The sequence below is a fragment of the Brachyspira aalborgi genome (assembly GCF_008016455.1).
Lineage (GTDB): Bacteria > Spirochaetota > Brachyspiria > Brachyspirales > Brachyspiraceae > Brachyspira > Brachyspira aalborgi.
Map to the genome: position 1 here is coordinate 1282908 of NZ_SAXU01000001.1, position 21195 is coordinate 1304102.

General features: G+C 26.9%; 24 protein-coding genes and 1 pseudogene. 14 read left to right on the forward strand and 11 right to left on the reverse strand.

All coding sequences use genetic code 11. The features are described 5' to 3' along the window. Positions 1 to 527 precede the first annotated feature (527 nt). From EPJ79_RS05775 to holA, 3 genes are all read left to right on the forward strand, one after another. The gene (locus EPJ79_RS05775; protein WP_021959098.1) at positions 528 to 1388 is read left to right on the forward strand and encodes a flagellin N-terminal helical domain-containing protein; all 861 of its coding nucleotides are present in this window, start codon (positions 528 to 530) and stop codon (positions 1386 to 1388) included. 133 nt (positions 1389 to 1521) lie between these two features. After that, the gene (locus EPJ79_RS05780; protein WP_147529710.1) at positions 1522 to 1944 is read left to right on the forward strand and encodes an HIRAN domain-containing protein; all 423 of its coding nucleotides are present in this window, start codon (positions 1522 to 1524) and stop codon (positions 1942 to 1944) included. Positions 1945 to 1950: 6 nt separating this feature from the next. Next, a complete protein-coding gene (gene holA, locus EPJ79_RS05785) occupies positions 1951 to 2967 on the forward strand; it encodes a DNA polymerase III subunit delta (protein WP_420913208.1) in 1017 nt (338 codons plus the stop codon). 50 nt (positions 2968 to 3017) lie between these two features. On the opposite strand, the gene EPJ79_RS05790 is transcribed toward holA, so the two are convergent. Then, the gene (locus EPJ79_RS05790; RefSeq protein WP_021959744.1) at positions 3018 to 3602 is read right to left on the reverse strand and encodes a TetR/AcrR family transcriptional regulator C-terminal domain-containing protein; all 585 of its coding nucleotides are present in this window, start codon (positions 3600 to 3602) and stop codon (positions 3018 to 3020) included. Between the two features lie 149 nt (positions 3603 to 3751). Here EPJ79_RS05790 and EPJ79_RS05795 point away from each other — a divergent pair, with 149 nt between their 5' ends. From EPJ79_RS05795 to aroF, 3 genes are read left to right on the forward strand one after another with little or no spacing between them, the layout of a single operon-like run. Next, positions 3752 to 4411, forward strand: a complete 660-nt coding sequence (locus EPJ79_RS05795; protein WP_021957619.1) for a late competence development ComFB family protein — start codon at positions 3752 to 3754, stop codon at positions 4409 to 4411. Between the two features lie 15 nt (positions 4412 to 4426). After that, positions 4427 to 4981, forward strand: a complete 555-nt coding sequence (locus EPJ79_RS05800; RefSeq protein WP_147738778.1) for a hypothetical protein — start codon at positions 4427 to 4429, stop codon at positions 4979 to 4981. A 22-nt stretch (positions 4982 to 5003) separates the two neighbouring features. Continuing rightward, the gene (gene aroF, locus EPJ79_RS05805) at positions 5004 to 6047 is read left to right on the forward strand and encodes a 3-deoxy-7-phosphoheptulonate synthase (protein WP_147738779.1); all 1044 of its coding nucleotides are present in this window, start codon (positions 5004 to 5006) and stop codon (positions 6045 to 6047) included. A 218-nt stretch (positions 6048 to 6265) separates the two neighbouring features. On the opposite strand, the gene EPJ79_RS11535 is transcribed toward aroF, so the two are convergent. Continuing rightward, positions 6266 to 6433 (reverse strand): hypothetical protein, encoded by a 168-nt coding sequence (locus tag EPJ79_RS11535; protein WP_158634353.1) that lies wholly within the window; start codon positions 6431 to 6433, stop codon positions 6266 to 6268. 209 nt (positions 6434 to 6642) lie between these two features. Between EPJ79_RS11535 and EPJ79_RS05810 the strand changes: the two genes are divergently transcribed. The 6 genes from EPJ79_RS05810 to EPJ79_RS05835 all read left to right on the forward strand — a co-directional run bounded on the left by EPJ79_RS05810 (position 6643) and on the right by EPJ79_RS05835 (position 11499). Further along, the gene (locus EPJ79_RS05810; protein ID WP_147738780.1) at positions 6643 to 6861 is read left to right on the forward strand and encodes a hypothetical protein; all 219 of its coding nucleotides are present in this window, start codon (positions 6643 to 6645) and stop codon (positions 6859 to 6861) included. A 2-nt stretch (positions 6862 to 6863) separates the two neighbouring features. Next, entirely contained in the window at positions 6864 to 7964 is a 1101-nt protein-coding gene (gene aroC, locus EPJ79_RS05815) for a chorismate synthase (RefSeq protein WP_147738781.1), read from the forward strand. Positions 7965 to 8039: 75 nt separating this feature from the next. Continuing rightward, positions 8040 to 8654: a hypothetical protein gene (locus EPJ79_RS05820; RefSeq protein WP_147527389.1), complete on the forward strand. Its 615-nt coding sequence runs from the start codon at positions 8040 to 8042 to the stop codon at positions 8652 to 8654. Between the two features lie 2 nt (positions 8655 to 8656). Next, positions 8657 to 9337, forward strand: coding sequence for a thiamine diphosphokinase (locus tag EPJ79_RS05825; protein WP_147738782.1), 681 nt, complete (start codon positions 8657 to 8659; stop codon positions 9335 to 9337). A 268-nt stretch (positions 9338 to 9605) separates the two neighbouring features. After that, complete coding sequence (locus tag EPJ79_RS05830) at positions 9606 to 10025, forward strand: zinc/iron-chelating domain-containing protein (RefSeq protein WP_021957741.1); 420 nt, start codon at positions 9606 to 9608, stop codon at positions 10023 to 10025. A gap of 13 nt (positions 10026 to 10038) precedes the next feature. Further along, positions 10039 to 11499 (forward strand): B12-binding domain-containing radical SAM protein, encoded by a 1461-nt coding sequence (locus EPJ79_RS05835; protein WP_147738783.1) that lies wholly within the window; start codon positions 10039 to 10041, stop codon positions 11497 to 11499. 13 nt (positions 11500 to 11512) lie between these two features. Here EPJ79_RS05835 and EPJ79_RS05840 read toward each other — a convergent pair whose 3' ends face one another. From EPJ79_RS05840 to EPJ79_RS05875, 9 genes and pseudogenes are all read right to left on the reverse strand, one after another. Continuing rightward, positions 11513 to 12190, reverse strand: a complete 678-nt coding sequence (locus tag EPJ79_RS05840) for an SAM-dependent methyltransferase (RefSeq protein ID WP_147738784.1) — start codon at positions 12188 to 12190, stop codon at positions 11513 to 11515. A gap of 12 nt (positions 12191 to 12202) precedes the next feature. Continuing rightward, positions 12203 to 12805: a 16S rRNA (guanine(527)-N(7))-methyltransferase RsmG gene (rsmG, locus tag EPJ79_RS05845; protein ID WP_147738785.1), complete on the reverse strand. Its 603-nt coding sequence runs from the start codon at positions 12803 to 12805 to the stop codon at positions 12203 to 12205. Between the two features lie 21 nt (positions 12806 to 12826). Continuing rightward, on the reverse strand, positions 12827 to 13543 hold the full coding sequence (locus EPJ79_RS05850) for a hypothetical protein (RefSeq protein WP_147738786.1): 717 nt from the start codon (positions 13541 to 13543) through the stop codon (positions 12827 to 12829). A gap of 24 nt (positions 13544 to 13567) precedes the next feature. Beyond that, a complete protein-coding gene (locus EPJ79_RS05855; RefSeq protein ID WP_147738787.1) occupies positions 13568 to 15493 on the reverse strand; it encodes a tetratricopeptide repeat protein in 1926 nt (641 codons plus the stop codon). Positions 15494 to 15714: 221 nt separating this feature from the next. Further along, on the reverse strand, positions 15715 to 16152 hold the full coding sequence (locus tag EPJ79_RS11955; RefSeq protein ID WP_167497322.1) for an ankyrin repeat domain-containing protein: 438 nt from the start codon (positions 16150 to 16152) through the stop codon (positions 15715 to 15717). Between the two features lie 21 nt (positions 16153 to 16173). Beyond that, a pseudogene (mazG, locus tag EPJ79_RS11960) lies at positions 16174 to 16971 on the reverse strand (nucleoside triphosphate pyrophosphohydrolase); the annotation flags it as partial. 13 nt (positions 16972 to 16984) lie between these two features. Beyond that, complete coding sequence (locus EPJ79_RS05865) at positions 16985 to 17443, reverse strand: hypothetical protein (protein WP_147738789.1); 459 nt, start codon at positions 17441 to 17443, stop codon at positions 16985 to 16987. Positions 17444 to 17516: 73 nt separating this feature from the next. Beyond that, a complete protein-coding gene (locus tag EPJ79_RS05870; RefSeq protein ID WP_021959411.1) occupies positions 17517 to 18191 on the reverse strand; it encodes an ABC transporter ATP-binding protein in 675 nt (224 codons plus the stop codon). Then, a complete protein-coding gene (locus EPJ79_RS05875; protein WP_147738790.1) occupies positions 18188 to 18760 on the reverse strand; it encodes a hypothetical protein in 573 nt (190 codons plus the stop codon). The genes EPJ79_RS05870 and EPJ79_RS05875 overlap by 4 nt, the downstream gene beginning before the upstream one ends. Before the next feature lie 447 nt (positions 18761 to 19207). Here EPJ79_RS05875 and EPJ79_RS05880 point away from each other — a divergent pair, with 447 nt between their 5' ends. Then, the gene (locus EPJ79_RS05880) at positions 19208 to 19876 is read left to right on the forward strand and encodes a hypothetical protein (protein WP_147738791.1); all 669 of its coding nucleotides are present in this window, start codon (positions 19208 to 19210) and stop codon (positions 19874 to 19876) included. Next, a complete protein-coding gene (locus EPJ79_RS05885) occupies positions 19758 to 20891 on the forward strand; it encodes a cell surface protein (protein ID WP_147738792.1) in 1134 nt (377 codons plus the stop codon). The genes EPJ79_RS05880 and EPJ79_RS05885 overlap by 119 nt, the downstream gene beginning before the upstream one ends. Positions 20892 to 21195 lie beyond the last annotated feature (304 nt).

Here is a 21195-nt window from a genome sequence, read left to right on the forward strand (position 1 = left end):
TAATGTTTATACAGTATTTCATTTTTTATCTCCTTAAAAATTTAATTAATCTACTTATAATTATAATAAATTTTTTATTATTAGTCAAGAGTTTATGCAAAAAAATTTTATCAATCGATATGCTTCATTATTCATTCGTAGAATTTTTTTAATAAAAATATTGATAAAAATGTATGAAATGTATTATAATAAAAGATTTTTTAGAAAAAAATTAAAAAAATTTGGTTTTTGCCCGTTTTTAGCGAAAAAAATTCTAAATGAAATTTAATTTTATGACGATAATGCCGAAAATTATTATATAACAAATGAAAGCCCATAGATTTGGCGGTCTCGAGCTTTCAATTTGTAGAGTTGTTATACCATATGCGGAATATATTTAGTCCTTTAAGTATATTCCAAGAATTTATAGGTATTCTTTCAACTAAAGTCTTCGCTTTTGATTGTCGGAATACCTTAAATTCTCTTTAATATTTTTTTAGCCAATTAGGCAAGGATGCCTTTTTGAATAAATATCATGGAGGATGACGATGATCATCAATAATAATATTAGCGCTATTAATTCACAGCGCACACTAAAATTTAAGAACTGGGATTTGGGAAAAGATATGAGAGAACTATCTTCTGGTCTCAGAATTAACAGAGCTGGAGACGATGCTTCTGGTTTAGCGGTATCCGAAAAAATGCGAACTCAAATTAGAGGTTTGCGTCAAGCGGAAAGAAATACCGAAGACGGAGTTTCTTTTATTCAGACTACCGAAGGTTATCTTCAAGAAAGTCAAGATATTCTTCAAAGAATAAGAGAGTTAGCCGTTCAATCTGCAAACGGAATATATACGGATGCGGACAGAATGCTTATTCAAGTTGAAGTGTCTCAATTGGTTGACGAAGTTAATCGAATAGCTAGTCAAGCTCAATTTAATACTCTCAATATGCTTACGGGAAGATTTGCAAATCCTAACGAAGGCGGAAATCCTGTTGCAAGTATGTGGTTTCATATTGGAGCGAATATGGACGAAAGAAGAAGAGTTTATATTGGCACTATGACGGCTGCAGCTTTGGGAATACAAAATCCTCAAGACGGAACCGCTATATCCATATCTTCCGTTGATAAGGCGAATACTACGATTGGTTTAGTTGACGAAGCTTTAACAAAAGTTTCAAAACAAAGGTCTAATCTTGGCGCTTATCAAAACAGATTGGAATTAACGGCTAAAGGTTTAATGATAGCTCATGAAAACACTATAGCCTCCGAAAGCAGAATAAGAGATACGGATATGGCTGAATCTTCAGTTCAGTTGGCAAAAGACAGCATATTACAGCAGTCTAACTTAGCTATGCTTGCCCAAGCAAATACTATGGGACAAGGCATATTGCGTCTAATTCAATAATTAGAAACAATATTTTTTAAGATAGTCGATTTCATTTTTTGAAGTCGGCTATTTTTTTATTCATAATCGCTTGACAGAAAATTTGATTTAAAGTAAAATTCTTTATTATAAAATAAATATTGCGGGGCTAATTTTGTATACCAAGAGTAAAAACATTACTAAACATACTATTAATATAAGAAGTCAAGAAGACAGTTATAGAAGAATAATAATTAATACAGATTATAAAACGAAAAGAAATTATATAGATTTTTTTGTGGCGGATTATAAAGATAGCGATGGAAAAGAAATAATAGAACATCTATCGGAAAACGAGCCTATAGAACTTATACAAGATACAAGTTATCCTTACGACCAATTTGCAATATCGGTATGGTCCTCGGACCCTATACAATTAGGTTATGTGCCTGATATTATATCTCCTTTAATTTCTCATAAATTAGACGATAAAAATAAAAAAGTTAACGCTATTATTAAAAAAATAAAATTAAACGCTCATGATGAATGCAAAATAGAGATAAGGGTTTTTGTAGATAAAGTAAAAAAGTTTAGTTGATTTATGATAAACGCGATTTCTATAAAAACAGAATTGGATTTCAAAAAATTAAAAGACAATTATATAAAAGAGCCTTTCAAATACGGAATATATATTTTAACGGGAAAAGAAAGATTATTTAAAAAATCTTTTATAGCCGCTATGCATTCTGCAATTTTCAAAGACGAAGGCGAAAGCGAAATGAATTATAATATATTCTACGATAAAAATGACGCTATAGGTTATTCTCCTTTAGAAATTGCCGACACTCCGCCATTAGGTTCTAAAATTAGAGTTATAGTTATTTATAAATATAATAATTTTCAAGATGATTTTTTAGATTATTGTTCTAATCCTTCAAAGTCTTCTATAGTTATACTTGAAACTGAAAACGAATTAAAAGAAGACGCCATATATAAATATTTTTCAAAAAAGCAGAATATAAATTATTTGCATTTTATTAATTTTCCTTTGCCTGAAGAAAAAGATTTTAAGGGATTAATAAACGCCTATATGAATAAAAAAGAAAAAAAGATTTCAAGCGATGCGATAGAATATTTAATTAATAATATAAATTTAGATTATAATTCTTTATATTCCGAACTTGATAAAATTTGCGATTATAACGATAAAGAATATTTGAATATTGAAGATATTATTGATTTTACTTATGTGTCTAAAAATAAAAATATATTCGACTTTTTGGATGCTGTTTTTGAAAGAAACAGAAATAAATGCTTTAGTTTGATGAATAGATTAGACCAAGACGCTTCAAGCTCTCTAACTCTTATGATGAATAATTTTATCGCTTTATATTATATGAAAATTTTTCCTCCGCAAACGGCGTTAAACGATATAAGCAAAATAACAAAAATTCCAACATTTATTTTGACGAAAAAAAAGAACGCTTTAAAATTATTTTCGCTTTCCGAAATAGTAAGTATAATATCTAAAATATCTTATTTGAATACTTTAAGCGTAAGCGTTCCTAATAATATTTTTAAGGCAAGATTTGAACTTATGCTTTTTAATATTACTAAATAAATATTAATTATAATTCTTAATAAAAAGTTAAATTAAAATGTTAAATTAGTTTATATAAAAACTTTTTGCATTATTATATCTGAAATATATTGAGATAATTCTTCGGGAGTTATATAACAATCTTTTAATATCCACTCTCCTATAACCGAAATAAAAGCGCCCGAATAAAAACTTCCCATTATTCCAACCATATGCGGTCTGTCATGGCGAATCTGCTTCATATCTTTAACGCCTTCTATAATATAAGCCTCAAGATACTTTTGCAATATTTTTATTATACTTCCTTCTCTATTGTTTTGAAATATTACTTTTAAATATTTTTTATTGAAATAAAAATACTTTAATATTTCAATCATTATATCGACATGAGAATCTACTAATTTTTCTTCTATTTTATATCTTCTTAAAAAATCTAAAAATTTAGCCTCGTATTGGTCTAATTTCGATTTTAAAAGCTCGTATTTATCGTTATAATAAGTGTAGAAAGTGCTTCTATGTATTTTAGCTTTAGAACATATATCCATTACTCTAATCTCTTCAAAAGATTTTTCTTCTAATAAAGAGCCTAAAGAATCTTCAAGTAATTTTTTTGTTTCTTTTACTCTTAAATCATTTTTATTGCTACGACTTTTCATTAAGACAAATTACCTCTAAAATAAATTAAGCTAAATCGCTTTTTTTATCGTATTTATTATATTATGATATTAAAAAAATTTAAATAGTTTTTTGACAAATAATATATTATTTTGTATAATATATCATAAACTTTGTTAGGGAGAATATTATGTATTTAGTAAACCTTATGGAACAGAAAGTTTCAAAATTAGCGGATTCCTATTTTAAAGAAAAAAATATACCCGCAAATACAAATATGCGTATGGATATAATAGCCTATACTTTGAATAGAGTTCAACCTCAATATGTTACAAGCGCGAGAGGAGTTTTACACAGTTATGATAAGGGCGATACTGAAGAAAATATAGAAATATTAACTACTATAGAAAAAGCATGCGAAGTTATAAGAAGAAGAAAAGAAAATACTCCTTTAGAATCGATTCCTCTTATAGAAGAAAACGGTTATTATTTAACCTATCCGAGCATTATGGGAAATATATGTTCGGCTAAAAATTCCGAAAGAGTCGAAAGCGCTTTAGTATATATGTATTATAAAAATAAACTTATCGAAGGTTACGGAGCTAATTTTCCTAATCCCGCCGTTGTTTCAAAAAATGTTCCTGGAAAATTTATGTTTTGCTTTATGCCTAAAAAAATAGATTCAAACGAAAGTATAAATATAGATTTAGATATAGTTATAGAAGCGGAAAATTATAAACAATATAAAAGCGTTTTGAATTTTGAAATTAGTCCTTCTTTTTATAATGCAAACGATATGCCTTTATTCTCTATAGAAGAAGTTGACGATATATTACTTATGGAAAATTAATTATTTGATTATTAAATGAAAGTTATAAGATTTATACTATTTTCATGTTTGTTTATTTCATGCATAGTTGTCGCTAATTTGATTCATAAAAATACGGCTATTAATAGAAAAGCAAATATTTCAGACAGTTTTATATATTCTGATTTTATTTCAGTAAATAATAACGATATAAAATCTTTAGCTTCAATATCTTTTATAACTTCATTCGATAATTTATCAAAAATTTTTGAAATAGATAAAAATTTAATTAGAAATAATATTTTAAGAAAAAACATAAAAGTAAAAGAAAGCGAAGGCGAGATTATAATATTTGTCGGAGATAATACAATAGAGCAGATAACCGTTAGCGTAACAAATAATATAGATTCTTCATTAGATAATATATTAAATAATTTGAACTCAAACGATATTAGATTTAATAAAGAAATTATAGACAATATTGACGGAAATATTTTAGCGGAAATATTTTATTTTAAAAAAGATAATTATAAATTTGTAATTACTAAATCGACTAACGAAGATAGTAATCAAACTTTAACCGTAGATTATATTAATTTAAAAATATTATAAAAATTATTTTAAGGAGATAATTATGATAATAGTAATGAAACCAAATACTAAAGAAGAGCATATAAATAGCATTATAAAAAGAATCGAAAATGCTGGCTTGAAAATCGATAAGAGCGTAGGAGTCGATTATACTGTAATAGGAGTAGTCGGCGATACGGGTAAAATCGATAGAGAATTAATTTCGTCTCTTCCTGGCGTTTCAAAAATTTTAAAAGTTCAAGAGCCATTTAAAAGAGCGAATAGAGCCTTCAAAAAAGAAGACACTATTGTTAATGTTTCGGGAGTTAAAATCGGAGAAAATAAACCCGTTATTATAGCGGGACCTTGTTCCGTTGAAAGCGAAGAACAAGTTATTAATATTGCTAAAAGCGTTAAATCCGCTGGAGCTTCAATTTTAAGAGGAGGAGCTTTTAAGCCTAGAACTTCACCTTACGCTTTTCAAGGTTTGGCTTTAGACGGACTTAAAATTTTAAAGCTTGCTAAAGAAGAAGTTGGAATTCCAATCGTAAGCGAAATCGTTTCAATTAGGCATTTGGAAGAATTCGATAATACTGTAGATATGATTCAAATTGGAGCGAGAAATATGCAAAACTTTGAATTATTAAAAGAAGTCGGAAAATTAAAAAAACCGATTTTATTAAAAAGAGGGCTTGCAAATACTATAGAAGAATGGTTAATGAGCGCCGAATATATTTTAGACAAAGGCAATAGCGATGTAGTTTTATGCGAGCGAGGAATAAGGACATTTGAAAATTATACGCGTAATACTTTTGATGTTAGCGCGATTCCAATGATAAAGCGAGTAAGTCATTTGCCTGTGATAGGCGACCCTTCGCATGCGAGCGGAAAATCTTGGATGGCATTACCTTTGACATTAGCCGCGTTATCTGCTGGAGCTGACGGAATGATAATAGAGGTTCATAACGACCCTGAGCATGCATTATGCGATGGGGCGCAATCTATCAAGCCTGAAGTATTTGCTGATATAATGGAGGCTGTTAATATGATTAGTGAAACTGTGTTAAAGATAAAAGCTAAACATAACGGTAGAGTTTATACTAAATAAAATTTTTAATATTTATTGAAACTTTAATTTGTAATAACGAAATAGATTATATTAATAGTGGATTGCTTCGGGTATAAATATTTTTGTAATGACGAAAAAATAAATTGTAATTACGAGGACAAAGTCGGGTAAAAGCCAAACAATCAAAAATAAAAAAAGACACCGTAATAAATACGATGCCTTTTAACTATCACTATCTTATTAATATAAATTAATCTTTATTTCCAATCTGCTTTACTGTCTAAAGTTAATTTAATAGTTAAACCTGAAGTCATTAAACGAGAAACCTCGCTTGATAATGCATAACCGCTTTGCAATTTTTTAAATTTTATAGTGAAAGTGCAATTTTTACTGCTAATTGAAGGAGGAGTGGATTCATAATCCATATCGCTAAAACAGAACTTTCAAAAATATGTTTTAAATAATGTAGTTTGAGCTATAGCGTATGCTAATGAAAACGCTTTACTACTTGCAATTATTTCTATATTGCTTTAATATTAAATTAGTTTGACAAAATAGAATAATTTTACTATAATTAAATTGTTCGGTTTCAAATTCCGAAGTTCATAATATATATTTAGTTTAAGGAATTTTTATGTATGGTAATAATATAAATAAATTGTTAGAAAATAACGACAAACGTGACGAAAGAAAATTTAAAGAGAAAAGAATTTTTATTATAACACTTTTAATATTTTTCGGACTTATAATATTATCAATTCTATCCATATTTACAGATAATACCGAATTATTAAAAGGAATTATTGGCGGATACGGTTTTGGATATAAAAATGGAATAGATGCAGATAACTAAACATGGGAAGCGTATTTGGAAAAAATATTAAATTAAGTTTATTTGGCGAATCTCACGGCGAGGCTATAGGATGCGTTATTGACGGTTTTCCGCATGGCATTAAAATTGACAATGATTTTATAGAATCTGAAATTGAAAGAAGAAGAGCGAAAAATCCGAACATCTCTACCACAAGAAACGAAAAAGATAAAGTTGAAATTCTTTCGGGATTGCTTGAAAATAAAACTACGGGAATGCCGATAGCTGCAATTATAAGAAACGAAAATAAAAGAAGCGGAGATTATTCTAATTTAAAAATTATGCCTCGTCCTTCGCATAGCGATTTTACGGCAATGATTCGATACGAAAATTATAACGATATAAGAGGAGGCGGACATTTTTCGGGACGACTTACCGCACCTTTAGTATTTGCAGGCGCTTTATGTAAATTGGCTTTGAAAGAAAAATTTAATATAAATATAGCCGCTCATATAAAACAGATATATAATATAAAAGATAAATATCCAAATAATAAATTGCCAAGCTATAAAGAATTTATTAAAAATTATAAAAAAGAATTATCCGTATTCGATAATGAAGCAATGAACGAAATGATAAAAACAATTAAAGAAGCTAAAATAAATATGGATTCTTTAGGCGGAATTATAACCGTAGTCGCTTTTAATATTCCCGTTGGATTTGGAGAGCCTTTTTATTCTTCGATTGAAAGCAGAATTGCAGAATCTATGTTTGGAGTTCCCGCAGTTAAAGGAATAGAATTCGGACTCGGATTTGATTTTGTAAATTATAAAGGAAGCGAATGTAATGACGCTTATATAATTAAAAATAATAAAATAAAAACTAAAACGAATAATAACGGCGGAATTTTAGGCGGAATTTCAAACGGAATGCCAATAATTGTAAATGTAGCAATAAAACCGACTCCTTCAATCGCAAAAGAACAATTAACTTTAAACTTAAAAACTAAAAAAGAAGATAAACTTATAATTAAAGGAAGGCATGACCCTTGTATTGCTGTTAGGGCAGTTCCCGTATTGGAAGCGGCTTTATCGATTGCATTATTAGATTTATGCGTTGAAATGAAAGGAAAATTCTTGAAGTAAAAATTAATAATAAATAAAGAATTATATATTTTTACCGTTAATATTAATAATAATTAAATTTTAATTAAAATAATAATGAAAAAAATAATATTTATAATATTTGTAATTTTTAGTTTAAATCTCTATTCAAGAGTAGGATTTAAAGAATCTACTATAATTGAAAAAAAAGATTACGGTTATATAGTTTATGCGGAAGATTATTATAGATTATATTCTTTGCCTTCCTATTACTCCGAATATGATATGCTTAAAAATGTAGATTATTTAGAAAGAGCCTTAAAATCTCCTTTCGATTTCGTAAATAGAGCATTAACGATAATAGAAAGCGAAGAATCATATACTCGATATAAAGATTTAATGCATATGCAATTTAATTATCTTATAACTCAAAATTATATTTATATTGCGGGACTTTACGATAAAGAAAATTATTATTTTTATAATTCTCAATTTGACGAAGATATAAAAAAAAGTTTTGAATACGCGATTTATTTTTATAATTTGGCAAAAGAAAGATGGATTATTACAAAAGATTTAGCTCAAAAAGTTATGCTTAATAAATCAAAATTGGAAATGGATAATTTAATCGATAAGGCTTATAAAATCGCGCTCGGCGAAATAGATTATAATAAAACCGCCGATAGACAACTTAAACATATAGAAAATATTTTAGAAAAAATGAATCAATAGAAATGTCAAAATATTATCCTTTAATTAATAAAAATAGCGAATTTGACGCCGTGATATTATGCGATGGCGATTATCCTTCTGAAGAAATTCCTTTGTATATTTTAAGAAACGCTAATTTTATTTGTTGTTGCGATGGAGCGGGAAATAAATATATTCGTAGAGGAAAAATTCCCAACGCTATAGTCGGAGATGGCGATTCTCTCTCAAAAAATTTTAAGCGAAAATATAAAGATATAATTCATATTGAAACCGAACAAGACACTAACGACCAAACTAAAGCTACGAGATTTTGCATAAATAAAGGCTTTAAAAATATTGCATATTTAGGCGCTACAGGAAAGAGAGAAGACCATACATTAGGAAATATCGGACATCTTACAAACTACAGAAAAGAATTTAATATTAAATCGGTAATGCTCACAGACTATGGCTATTTTGTATCGGCTCAAGGAAATTGTAGATTTTCTTCATTCAAAGGACAACAAGTTAGTTTTTTTAATATCGACTGCTCCGAATTTGAATCGAAAGGGACAAAATGGAAAACTCATGCTTATAAATATTGGTGGCAAGGAACTTTAAACGAAGCTTTGGATGACGAATTTGAAATAAAATCGGATGGAAGTTTTTTAGTTTTCAGAACTTATTTAAGTAAACAAGATAGTTTAGGTAAGCGTCACTTATAGAATGAGTTTATACTATCTCTTAATTTATTAACTTTATTTAAATTCTTTGTTTTTATTATCTTTACCTTCACTACGAGTTGAAGGCGTAGCAATACAAATTTAAAAAAATTAATTTCATAAAATTTAGTTTTTGTAATACTAATAAAGTTATTAATTTCAATATTTGACTAAAGCATTTTTATAGATGCAAGTTTCGTATTTAATCATTGAATTTTAATTTAATCTTTAATATAATATAAATTAAATTTTATAAAAACGGTTTATATTAATGAAAATTATACCATCGGATAAATTATTAAAAAGTAGGCAGAAAACGGTTAGCGAAAAATTATGCGCCGATTGTAATTCTTTATGCTGTCATGATTTGGTAATGGAAATATCGCCTCCGAAAGACGAGGAAGAACTTAACACTTTGAAATGGTATTTGCATTTTAGACATTCATTTATATTTATTTACGAAGATACTTGGTATCATATGATAAGAAGCGAATGCAGATATTTGGATAAAAAAACATATTTATGCAAAAATTACGAAAACAGAAACGAAATTTGCTCAAAACATAGTCCGCCAAAATGCGAAAGATACGAAGAATGGTTTAATATTATATTTGACGACCAATACGAACTTGAAAAATATGTTTATAAAAATAAAATTATAAAATCTAAAAAATCGGGTAAAAAGAAATAAAATTAAAAATAAAATGAAAAAAGATAAAGTAGAGAGAATATGCATAACATATCCGCCTTTTGAAAATAACGAAGGCTTTCCTTTAATGTCTTTAAACGAACAGTTTCAATGGTTAAGAAATCCGTCTTATACTTATCCTATTCTTCCCGCTTATGCGGCGACTTTGCTTAAAAATAACGGTTATAATGTTTTTTTTCTTGATACTATAGCGAGAAATATGGATACTATAGAATGGTTTAGCGAACTTGACAAAATAGAACCTCAATTAATATTTTTTGAAACTAGAACTCCGATTATAAATTATATTTGGGATGCGATAGACACTTTAAAAAATAAATACGGCAAAGTTTATGTGGTTTTGGCAGGCGACCATGTGACGAGTTTGCCTGAAGAGAGTTTAATTAATTCAAAAGCCGATTTTATTATAACGGGCGGAAATTATGAGATTCTTCTTTTAAGCATAGTTAAACATATAAATAACGGCGATAAATTAGAAAAAGGAATATATTACAGAAACAAAGCGGGAGATATAAAAAATACGGGAAAGTTTATGCTTGATTATCCTTTAGACAGTTTGCCTTTTATAGATAGAAATTTAACTAATTGGAAAATTTACTCAAAGAAAAACGAATATTTTAAAAAATATCCAGGAACTTTTATAATGTCAGGAAGAGGCTCTATATATAATAGATTTAATAGCAATTCTTCGAGCATACTTTTCAATAACGCGATGTTAAGAAGTCCGATAAATGTGGTTGACGAAATAGAATATTTAAATAAAAGATACGGAATAAAAGAGATTATAGATTGCACTATTTGTTTTCCAACTGACGAATGGCTTTCTTTATTTTGCGAAACTATGCGAGAGAGAGGATTAAATAAAAAAGTATATATAGATTGTTATATGTATTTAAATATTTTGCATTTTGAAGATTTTAAAATGATGAAAAAAGCAGGCTTCAAAACTATAATATTTAATTTGCCAACGATTAATAGCTACACGATGGAAAAAATAGGAATAGATAGAAATAATATAGAGCAAATGGTTGAATCGATTAAATTAGCAAAAAAAGCGGGATTATTTATAGACTTAATGGTAAAATTAGGCTATCCAAACGAAACGGAAGAAGATATTATAAAAACATTTCAAATAGTAAAAAAATTAATGCTTGGCGGATATGTTAATTCAATGAATGTTTCAATATTTGTGCCTTATCCTAATACTCAATTATTTAATTATTGTAAGGAAAACGATTTGCTTAAAACTAAAAATTGGTTCGATTTTGATATGCGTAAATCCGTAATTAAACTTAATTTTGACGAAGAGAAATTATATAAATATATAGAATACTTTTATAATTTGTCTTTTAATCCTTTATATTTGTTTCATAAAATCGCAGATATAAGAGATATTTACGATATAAGGCATCATATAAATTCTTTTAAAAATATTTTGTCTTATTATTTTAGATAAAAGAAAAAATAATTTAACTTATAACAATAACAAATTCTCTTTTATTCTTATCTTCCGATTTATTAAATCTTTCGCATATATTTCCAATTTCGTCTATTATTATTTCTTCTTTATCGGTAGTTAAATCCAAACAAAGCCCGATTATTTTATTTTTTGAATAAACTTTTTTAATAACATTTAATACTTTATTCATTCTATAAGGCGTATCTAAAATTATAATTGGAATATTTAATTTTTTTAAATATATTAATTTTCTTTCTCTCTCTTTATCGTCTCGCGAAAGCAAACCCGCATAATAAAATTCTTTAAAATTAAAAGGCAAGCACATTATTGCGGCGGTTATACTGCTTACTCCAGGAATTGGCTTAACTTTTATATTATTTGAATAACAATATTCAAGCAATATTTTTCCAGGGTCTTCCAAAATCGGAGTTCCGCAATCGCTTATTAAAGTCGCGATTTTACAGTTTAATATTTTTTCTACTATCTCGTATATTTCTTTTGATTTATTCGTGTGTTCGCTAAATTCGATTAATTTTTCTCTTTCAATATTTATATTTAAAATCTTAAAAAGAGTTGTCGCTTCTCTGAAACTTTCCGCTAATATTATATCGCTTTTTATAAGAATTTCTTTTAACCTTTCCGTATTGTCTTTATAATTTCCAATATCTCTTGCCGCAATATAAAGCATTATGCATCCTTTTTAATTTTCTTTAATAATAACAATATTTCTTTCTTTATCTTCATTATTTAATTTTTTTATTTCAATATTATATTTTTTTATATCTTTAATTTCTTCAAGCTCTTCGTTTATTTTATTTAATTTGCCTTTATAAGCAAGCAAAACAGAATTTTTATTTTTTAATTTGTTAAATATTTTTAACAAAGTTTTTATATCAGAAAAAGCTCTCGCTACGATTGTGTCGTATTTTTCTTTTATTTCATAAACATTAACGCATTTTACTTCTATATTATTTAAGCAAATTTCTTTTTTTGCCAATTTAAGAAAGTCGGCTTTTTTATTTTTTGATTCGCATAAAACAAATTTTTTATTATCGTAAATTATAGAAAGAGGAATTGAAGGAAGTCCAGCGCCTGAACCGATATCGATAATATTGTCATAATTTTTAAATAAATCAAAAGCAAGAAGAGAATCTATAATATGCTCTTTAATAAAATCTTCAATATTTTTAGCTCCCGTTATATTTATATTTTTATTATAATCTATAACCAAAGAAGTGTATTTTATCAAAGCTATTCTTTTTTGATAATCTATATTTAAAAAATTAAAATATTCTTCATACATATAAATAAAAATTTAAATTTTCTACCAACCTAATTTTTTAGCTTCTCTTTTTGCATTATCTCCCGCTAAAACATTTGTTATATTATAACGCAATTCTCTTTTATCAGTTTTGCTTTTTATTATAAATTCTTTTGGATAAGGAATATTATTAATTGTAGTATAAGAACCTAAAGTTATATCGATTAAATTATTCATAAAAGCGATTGAAATATTTCTTATTCTGTAAGTTGAAGCCGAAAATATTATTGTGTCGACTCTGTCTGCATATCCTATTTTTAGAGTATGCCAATTTTTTCCCAATGTTAAATTACTGCTTAATATTTTTTTATCTAAATCTATAAATTTATAATCTAATATATCGGCGTAAACTTTTGGAAAACGCATTATCGGAGCTTCCAAAGAAAAATTATTAAAATTATCTTTTATAGGCTCTTCTTCGGGAACATTCAAAGTTAATTGATTTTTAATAACTTGAGCGTTCATTATTGCGCCTCCAAAAAGTCCGTCAACCGCGCTTATATATTTGCTCGTTCCATTCATATAATAATTAATAAGCAAAGGCATTTGGTCCACATCGTCTCCGCTGTAAAACGCTCCGCCTGAAGAATATATTGAAGTAAAAGGAGATTTTGAAAATCTATCGAAAGCTTCTTTAATAATATTTTCTTCGTTTTGAGCGAATATATTTTGAATTAAAAATGCAAATGCAAATAAATATAATAATGTCCTTTTTATCATTTTATTTTTTCTCCTAAAATATTTTTAATTTTTTAATTTATTATTTATAAACTCTATTCTCTTTTTTATTCTATCCTCTTCAAAATTAATAAAAATAAAATCTTTATACAAAGAAGAAATTGATTTTCTATAATATTTCAAAGCGTTCTTCAAATCGTTCTTATCATAATAAGCGTCCGCAATATGCAAATATATTTCCGCTTTAGAATTATCGTCAACATATAAAGCAGCCTTAAGAAGTTGTTTCAAAGCGCCGTCATAATTTTTCTTTTTATAATATCCAAAACCTAAAGTATCCAAATAATGAGGAGATTTAGATTCTTTTTTTATGGCATTTTTAGCAAGCTCTATTCCTCTGTCAATATCAATTTCCAAATATACCAAAACCCAAGCCATGCTATTTATGTTATTAGCCGAATTCGTATTACTTGAATAAATAAAATTAACATATTCCATAACGGAGTTTGTATTCGATACGGACATTGCCGTTATATAAGGAATATTTAATCTATACTCGTTTGTATTCGATTTATTATTTCTAAAATATATTAAATCTTCGTTTAAAAAATTATTCGCTTTTTCAATTTCATTTTTATGCAAATTAACATAAGCTCTTAAATAACTATAAGAATATTTTTCTTTTTCAAATTTATTAATAGAATTCAAAGCTAAATCGTATTCTTTTATATCAATCGCCGTAAGAACTAAAGAAACTAATTCATTTTCTAATATGGCTTTATTTGTTAAAGAAATATATTTATTAAGCATTTCTTTTGCAGATTCAAAATCGTTTTGATTTCTAAACTCCGCAGCCGCTTGCAAATATAAATTATTAAATTTTTCCGTTTTATCGTATTCGATTAATTTATCTATATGATTAGGCAATGCGTCTATATTTTTAAGGGCGACATAAAAAGAGATTGTGTCCATTTCGGCGTTAATTTTATCTTCAATATCTCCGACTTCATTAATAAGTTTGTAATAAGTTTGAATTATATCTAAATCTATATCTCTTCTGTCTAAACCCGTTTCTATAATATTTAAAGCGTTGCTATAGCCTTCGTTTTTAGCCGTTAATATTATCGATAAAATTTTTGGCGCATCCGACATATCTATTTCAGAAAATAATTCTTCGTTATAATCATCCGCCATAAAACTTAAAAATAAACTCAATTTGGGAGCGTCTTTAGTAGCTAAACTATTTGAATAAGCTTCTTTATAATTTTCTAAAGCCTGATAACTTTTTATTATGCCGTATAAAGTATTATATCTGTCTACAGGATTTAAACCTTTTATATTAACTTCTTTTAATCTGTTCAAAGCTTTTTTAAATCTGCTTAAATAAAATTCGCTCATTCCATAATAATAATTATAATATTGCATATAATTATTGCTAGCTCCCTTGCTCGGCTCAACTTTTTCAAAATATAAAACGGCTTTTTCAAAATCTCTTTCGCTATAATAAATAAATCCTAATAATATAAGGATATCGTTATTAAAAGAGTCAATCTCATAAGCGTTATCAAGATAATATTTTGCCTTTCCGTAATCGCCCATCAAAAATATATTTCTTTCTGCGGCTTTTATAAGTAAATAAACATCATCGGGATTTTCAGAAATTAATTTATCGTATATCGCGGAACTTTCGTCATATTCGCCCAAAGCTTCATGAGTTTCCGCTAAAGTAATATTTATTTCGTTATTGTTAATATATTTTAAAACTTCTTTTAAAATAACTTTCGCTTTTTCCAAATCTTCAATAGATTCTTCAGTCGGAATTTTTGAAGCTAAAGCTCTTTCTTTATAGAATAATGCCAAACTATAAGCGGCTTTTGCTTCTTCTTCGTTTCTTATATAAGTTTTTTCGTTATATTTTTTTTCTTTAGCATAAATTATCGAGCAGAAAAACAATAAAATTATTAAAACAGTTTTTATATTTTTAATCAACACAATATCTCCAATTAAAAAAATGACTAATAATTAAGTTTACATAATTTTAATATAAATTATTAAATTTATCAATAACTTAATTAAAAATCAATTAAATGATTATTTGTAAAATTAAATTTAAGAAATTTTATTTAATTTTTATTGCTAGAATTTGGCGGATGCGTGGCAATTCATATTGAAAAAAGTTAATTTTAAAAATAAAGTAATTTTTTAAAGTTTTTCTATTCCTTATCTTTATAAAATAAATGCATATAATCGACATCCATTAATTTTGCAAGCTCCATTGCGGAAAAGTTAGCTTCTTTCACATTATAATCCGCTCCGTTTTCTATAAGAACTTTTATTATCTCTTCGGGTTGTTTTTTTACTATAGCTAAATGCAAAGGTGTTACTCCTCTGTCTGTTATCGCATTAACATCAGCGCCTTTTTCTATTAAAGCTTTTACTATATCGGCGCTTCCAATTTGAACGGCTAAATGCAAACAAGTTAATTTATTTTCGTTTTTATAAATAATATCCGCTTTAGAACTTCTATTTATAGCTTCAAGCAAAGCGTTAATATGTTCTTGACTAGTTATTTTAGTTTCGTATCTTTTATCTATTATTATTTTAAGTAAGTCGAATAAAGTATATTTTTTATTAGGACTGACTTTTTTCATTGTTATAATTTCTCCTTTTAATTTATATTCGTTTATTTTGCATTCGTTCCATAATAAATCCATTTCTTCTAAAGTCATATCTGCTAAATTTTTATTTTGTTCGTTTGCTTTTTCTTCCACATAATTAAATCTTCTAATAAATTTATTATTTGTCTTAATAAGAGAGTTAACGGGATTAATTTTATTCATTCTTGCAAAATCCAAAATCGTCATAATCAAATCGCCTATCTCTTCTTCTAAATGTTCTTTATTATTATTTTCTTTACTTTCATTATAAGCTTCTTTAACTTCTAAAAATTCTTCTTCAACTTTTTTCAAAGAATCATCGGCGTTTTTATATTCAAAACCTACGCTAGCCGCTCTTTTCATTAATTTATAAGCTCGCTCCATTACGGGTAAAGAATTCGGAATATCGTCCAAAACGCTTTTATAATTTTTATTTTCTTTTTCTGCTTTTTCTTCTTTCTTTATTTCATCCCATTGTTTTAATATTCCGTCAACATCTTTAATATTGCTTTCGCCAAAAACATGCGGATGCCTTCTTATAAGTTTTTCATTTATATTTTTTATAACTTCGTCTATATTAAATTTATTTTCATCGTTAGCAAGCTCCGAAAAAAATACGATATGCAAAAGAACATCGCCAAGCTCTTCTTTTATATTTTTGTAATCTCTTTTAGAAATTCCATCTACAACTTCGTAAGATTCTTCCAAAAAGCATGGAATTAAACTGTCAAAAGTTTGAACTTTATCCCAAGCGCATCCGTTTTCGCCTCTTAATTTTTTAACTATTGAAATTAATTCTTCAAATGATTGCATTATTTTAACTCTCTTAACTTTTTTTAATTCGTCTGTAATTTAATCTTTTAGGCTCAAGTATTGCATTGTAAATTATAGCGTTTTTTATATTTAAAGAAGAAATAACATTATTTATATTATTTGTTTTTTTATCCGAAACCAAATTAATTGTATTAACGCTTTCTATTATATTTTTATTGTCGTTTATGATAGAATTATATTTTTTTTGCAATTCAAGTATTTCTTTTTCTTTATTGGATGTTTCATAAATTTTATTTTCTTTTTCTTTAACTTTCTCAACTTTCGGATTATTAATTGTTTTTTCGCTATTTAAAGTATTATTTAGATTTTTAAAAATTTCTTCTTCGTCTTCTGTTTTTTTATTATTATATTTTTTTTGTTTTTTTGTTTGTTTTTTATTAGCCTGATTGATAAGACTTATAATCGCCCAAATAATACCTATTATAATATATAAAAATATTTTTTCCGACATAAAATTCTCTAAAAAATTTATTTTAATTATTATATCATAATATATTTTATAAAACAAATTTAAAATTCGTATTTTATTTTAGGCATCGAACTATTTTACCGTCTGACATTTCATAAACATTATTCGCATGCGCCGCTATATTATGAGCATGAGTAACCATAACTATAGTAGTTCCGTTTCTGTTTAATTCGGCAAATATTTCCATTAGAGTTTTTGTTGTAGAAGGGTCCAAATCGCTCGTTGGCTCGTCCGCTATTAAGCATTTGCAACCGTAAGCTAAAGCTCTTAAAACGGAAACTTTTTTCATCTCTCCGCCTGAAAGGTTTGAAGATTTTAAATAAGTTTTTTCTTTAAGCGAAAATAATTCTATATTTTTTTTAGTTTGTTTTATTTTCTCTTCGGTTATTTTATGCTTAAAAGAAAGAGGCATTAAAATATTATCTATAACCGTTAAAGTTGGAACTATAACGGGATATTGAAAAATATAAGAAAAATATTCTCTTCTAAAACTTGATAAAATTTCTTCGGAAGGATTATCTAATTTATAAGAATCGTAATAAATAGAGCCTTCGCTCGGTTTTAATATTCCTCCGATTATGCTTAATAAAGTGCTTTTCCCACTTCCCGTATGTCCTACAAGACTTATAAAATCGCCTTGATTTATATCTAAACTTATATTTTCGCAGGCTTTAAATTTATTAACTCCAAAATTAAATGTTTTAGAAACATTGATAATTTTTATATTCATAGCGTCCCCCTTAAATCTTCATAAGGGTCTCGATTTAAAAGAATAGAATTCGTAATAAAAGCCCCGAACATAAAAAATAAAATCAAAACTATATTCGCGCATAATATTAAAAAAGCTCCGCTGAATATATCGGACATTTCTATATTTTCTAAAGCGTTTGAAATTACGCCTCTATATCTTATATATAAAATTAAATCTTCTATAATGCATATAAAAAGAGATATTATAGGATATAAAAAACTTAATACGCTATACAATCTTCTAACTTCCGATTTATTTGAACCGAATATTCTTAAAGTTGAGAACATTCTTCTATTTCTTGAAAAAATATATATGCTTGATAATGTAGATAATAAAAAAGACAATATAAAAATAAATATATACAAAGAATAAATTGAAAATTGCCTAAAAAAATTAATTTCTTGTTGTATTAATATTTCGTATTTCCAAACTAAACTAAAAATTGAATTTACAACCATCAACTGCGATATTATAATAAACATTATTACCGAAAAAAACATATTGCCTTTTATAATCTTAAAAGCATATCCAATAACCGAATTATACACTATAACCTCTCTACAAGAACAATGTTAAAGTTTTAAACTATTAAAAATATTCATTGTAAAATATTATATATTAATATTGATTTTATTCAAATTTTTTCTTGTGTTAAAGTCCGTCTTATGCTATAGAGTTATTGACAAAAATTTAATCAAAGTGTATAAATATAAAAGTTAATTAATAAATATTTAAATTATTTTGTTGACAAAAAATTTAAAATGTTGTAAAATATTATTCAATTAATTAAAATAAATAGTTGACAAATTTTTTTAATATTATAAAATATTGTTAAATTAAATTAATCAATATTGAAAAAAATTAAAATAAACTATTGACTAATTTTTAAACTTATTGTATAAATTAAAAGTTAGTTAAAAAATATTTAAATTGTTATTGACTAATTTTTTAAATATTGTATAATTTAATTAAATATTAATTTTATTGATAGAGTTATGATAGTAAAATATTTATCTTATAGTTTAGGTTACCGTCAACCGTCAACCGTCAACCGTCAACCGTCAACCGTCAACCGTCAACCGTCAACCGTCAACCATGAGATAAATTTATTCTTTGCAAAATTTTTATATAAGTTAGTTCAGTTATTTTTTAATATAATTCATTGCGGGCTTAAAAAATTTAAGGCTTGGCAATCAACTTTTAAAAAATTTAATTTTAATAATTTTGAAATAATAAGTCTTTTAGATTATGGCTTTTGCTATAATTACGGCTTTAATCATAATGAGAATAATCTAAAAAATTATAATCCTTCGGTTAATGAAAATTATAATTTTGCATTCGGTGAAAATTGCAATTTCGTAAAATATTTTAATTACGATTTTATAAACATTGAAAGCAAAAATTATAATTTGTCAAAAATCGGAAATTATAATTCTTTAAATGGTTCTTGTTATGGTTTTTGGCGTATTTATTGCATTTGCGATAATTTGAAGGATTTTTTATTTAATACGAAAAATCAAAAAAATTTTAAAAAGGAGAGAGAAAATGAAAAAGATTTTTCTAACAACAATAGCTTTGCTTTCTATGGCAAGCGCAACAATTTTCGGTATGTATGGTCCAGATTCAGATTGGATATTTTTTCTTACCGATGGAAACAGATTTAGAGCAAGAGCCGACCAATTAGGTTTTACGCTTGGAAACGACACTATTAAAGGAACTTTTGGCTTCAGAAACAAAGGTTTCGGCGGACAGTTTGGCAAAATGCTAAACACAACGGATGGAGTAAATTATAACTTTAATCCTACAATTTCAATGGGACTTGGTTATACTTCTTCTTTAATCAGCGTTGGCGTTGGCTATAATGCAACCATAGGCTCGCAAAGATGGACAAAATATAACGGTAAAGCGGAAGGCAAAAAGACAGAAGCCGTAGCTCATACGCCTGTATTAGTTTTGAATGCAATGGATAATGCATTTAGAATGGCTATTCCTATTCAAGTGGTTAATCTAGCAGACAAACGTGAAAACGGAGATAAAAGCAGATTCACCGCAGTAAGTTTGGACGCTCAATTTAGATATTATACGGGTTTAGATTTCCTTCCTCAAATTAGATTATATTTAAGATATGGTAATTACGGTTATGAAGCTACTGAAGGAGGCACGAAAGATAAAGGCACATTTGCAGAAACTTTTGGATTTGATTTTAGATTATGGTTTGGTTCAATGGTTGAAGAAGTTGCGATTAATCCTATAATCAAAATTCAATATAACGGCGCTTTAGGAAAACAACATAATCAAACGAGAATTCAAGCCGCCGATTTGGTTAGTGCTACAACGACTATTGGCAGTTCAGGCTATACTCCTACTTGGGCAAAAGGCGCTTGGGATTTGAAAATAATTCCAGCTTTGGGAATAACTGCAAACAGCGATATAGTTTCATTGTATGTTGAGCCTTCATTAGGTTTCCAAATTAATCAAAAAGGAAGCGCAACAGACAACAAAGTTAAAGAACTTTACAGTTTATATTATGGCGCTTATGCAGAAATTTATATTACGCCTTTGAAAAACCTTGAATGGTATTTTGAAGTAGATTTAAATAACGGCGGAACTACTGCAGACCAAAGCGCTATAACATTTGCAAGCACTACGGGAATAACTTGGTATTTGCCAGCGCTTTAATAAATAGAAAGTAAATAAATTTATAATAAGGGACTTGTCGATTGGCGAGTTCCTTATTTATAAGTTTTTTCTTTTGGAAAGAAATTCTTTTATTTTTTTGATACCAAAAAGAATAAATAATTTTTGTTATCAAAAAAGAATAAGAATTTTAATTTGCTTTACCAAAGGTTAGTAGAGAGATAAAAAGAAATAGTTTTTTTCTTATTTTATTTGATATTAAAAAAGTAAGATTAAAAATTTGATTTACTTTAAAGAAGGTTAGTAGAGCGATAAAAACAAGAATTTTAATTTAATAATAAAGTAA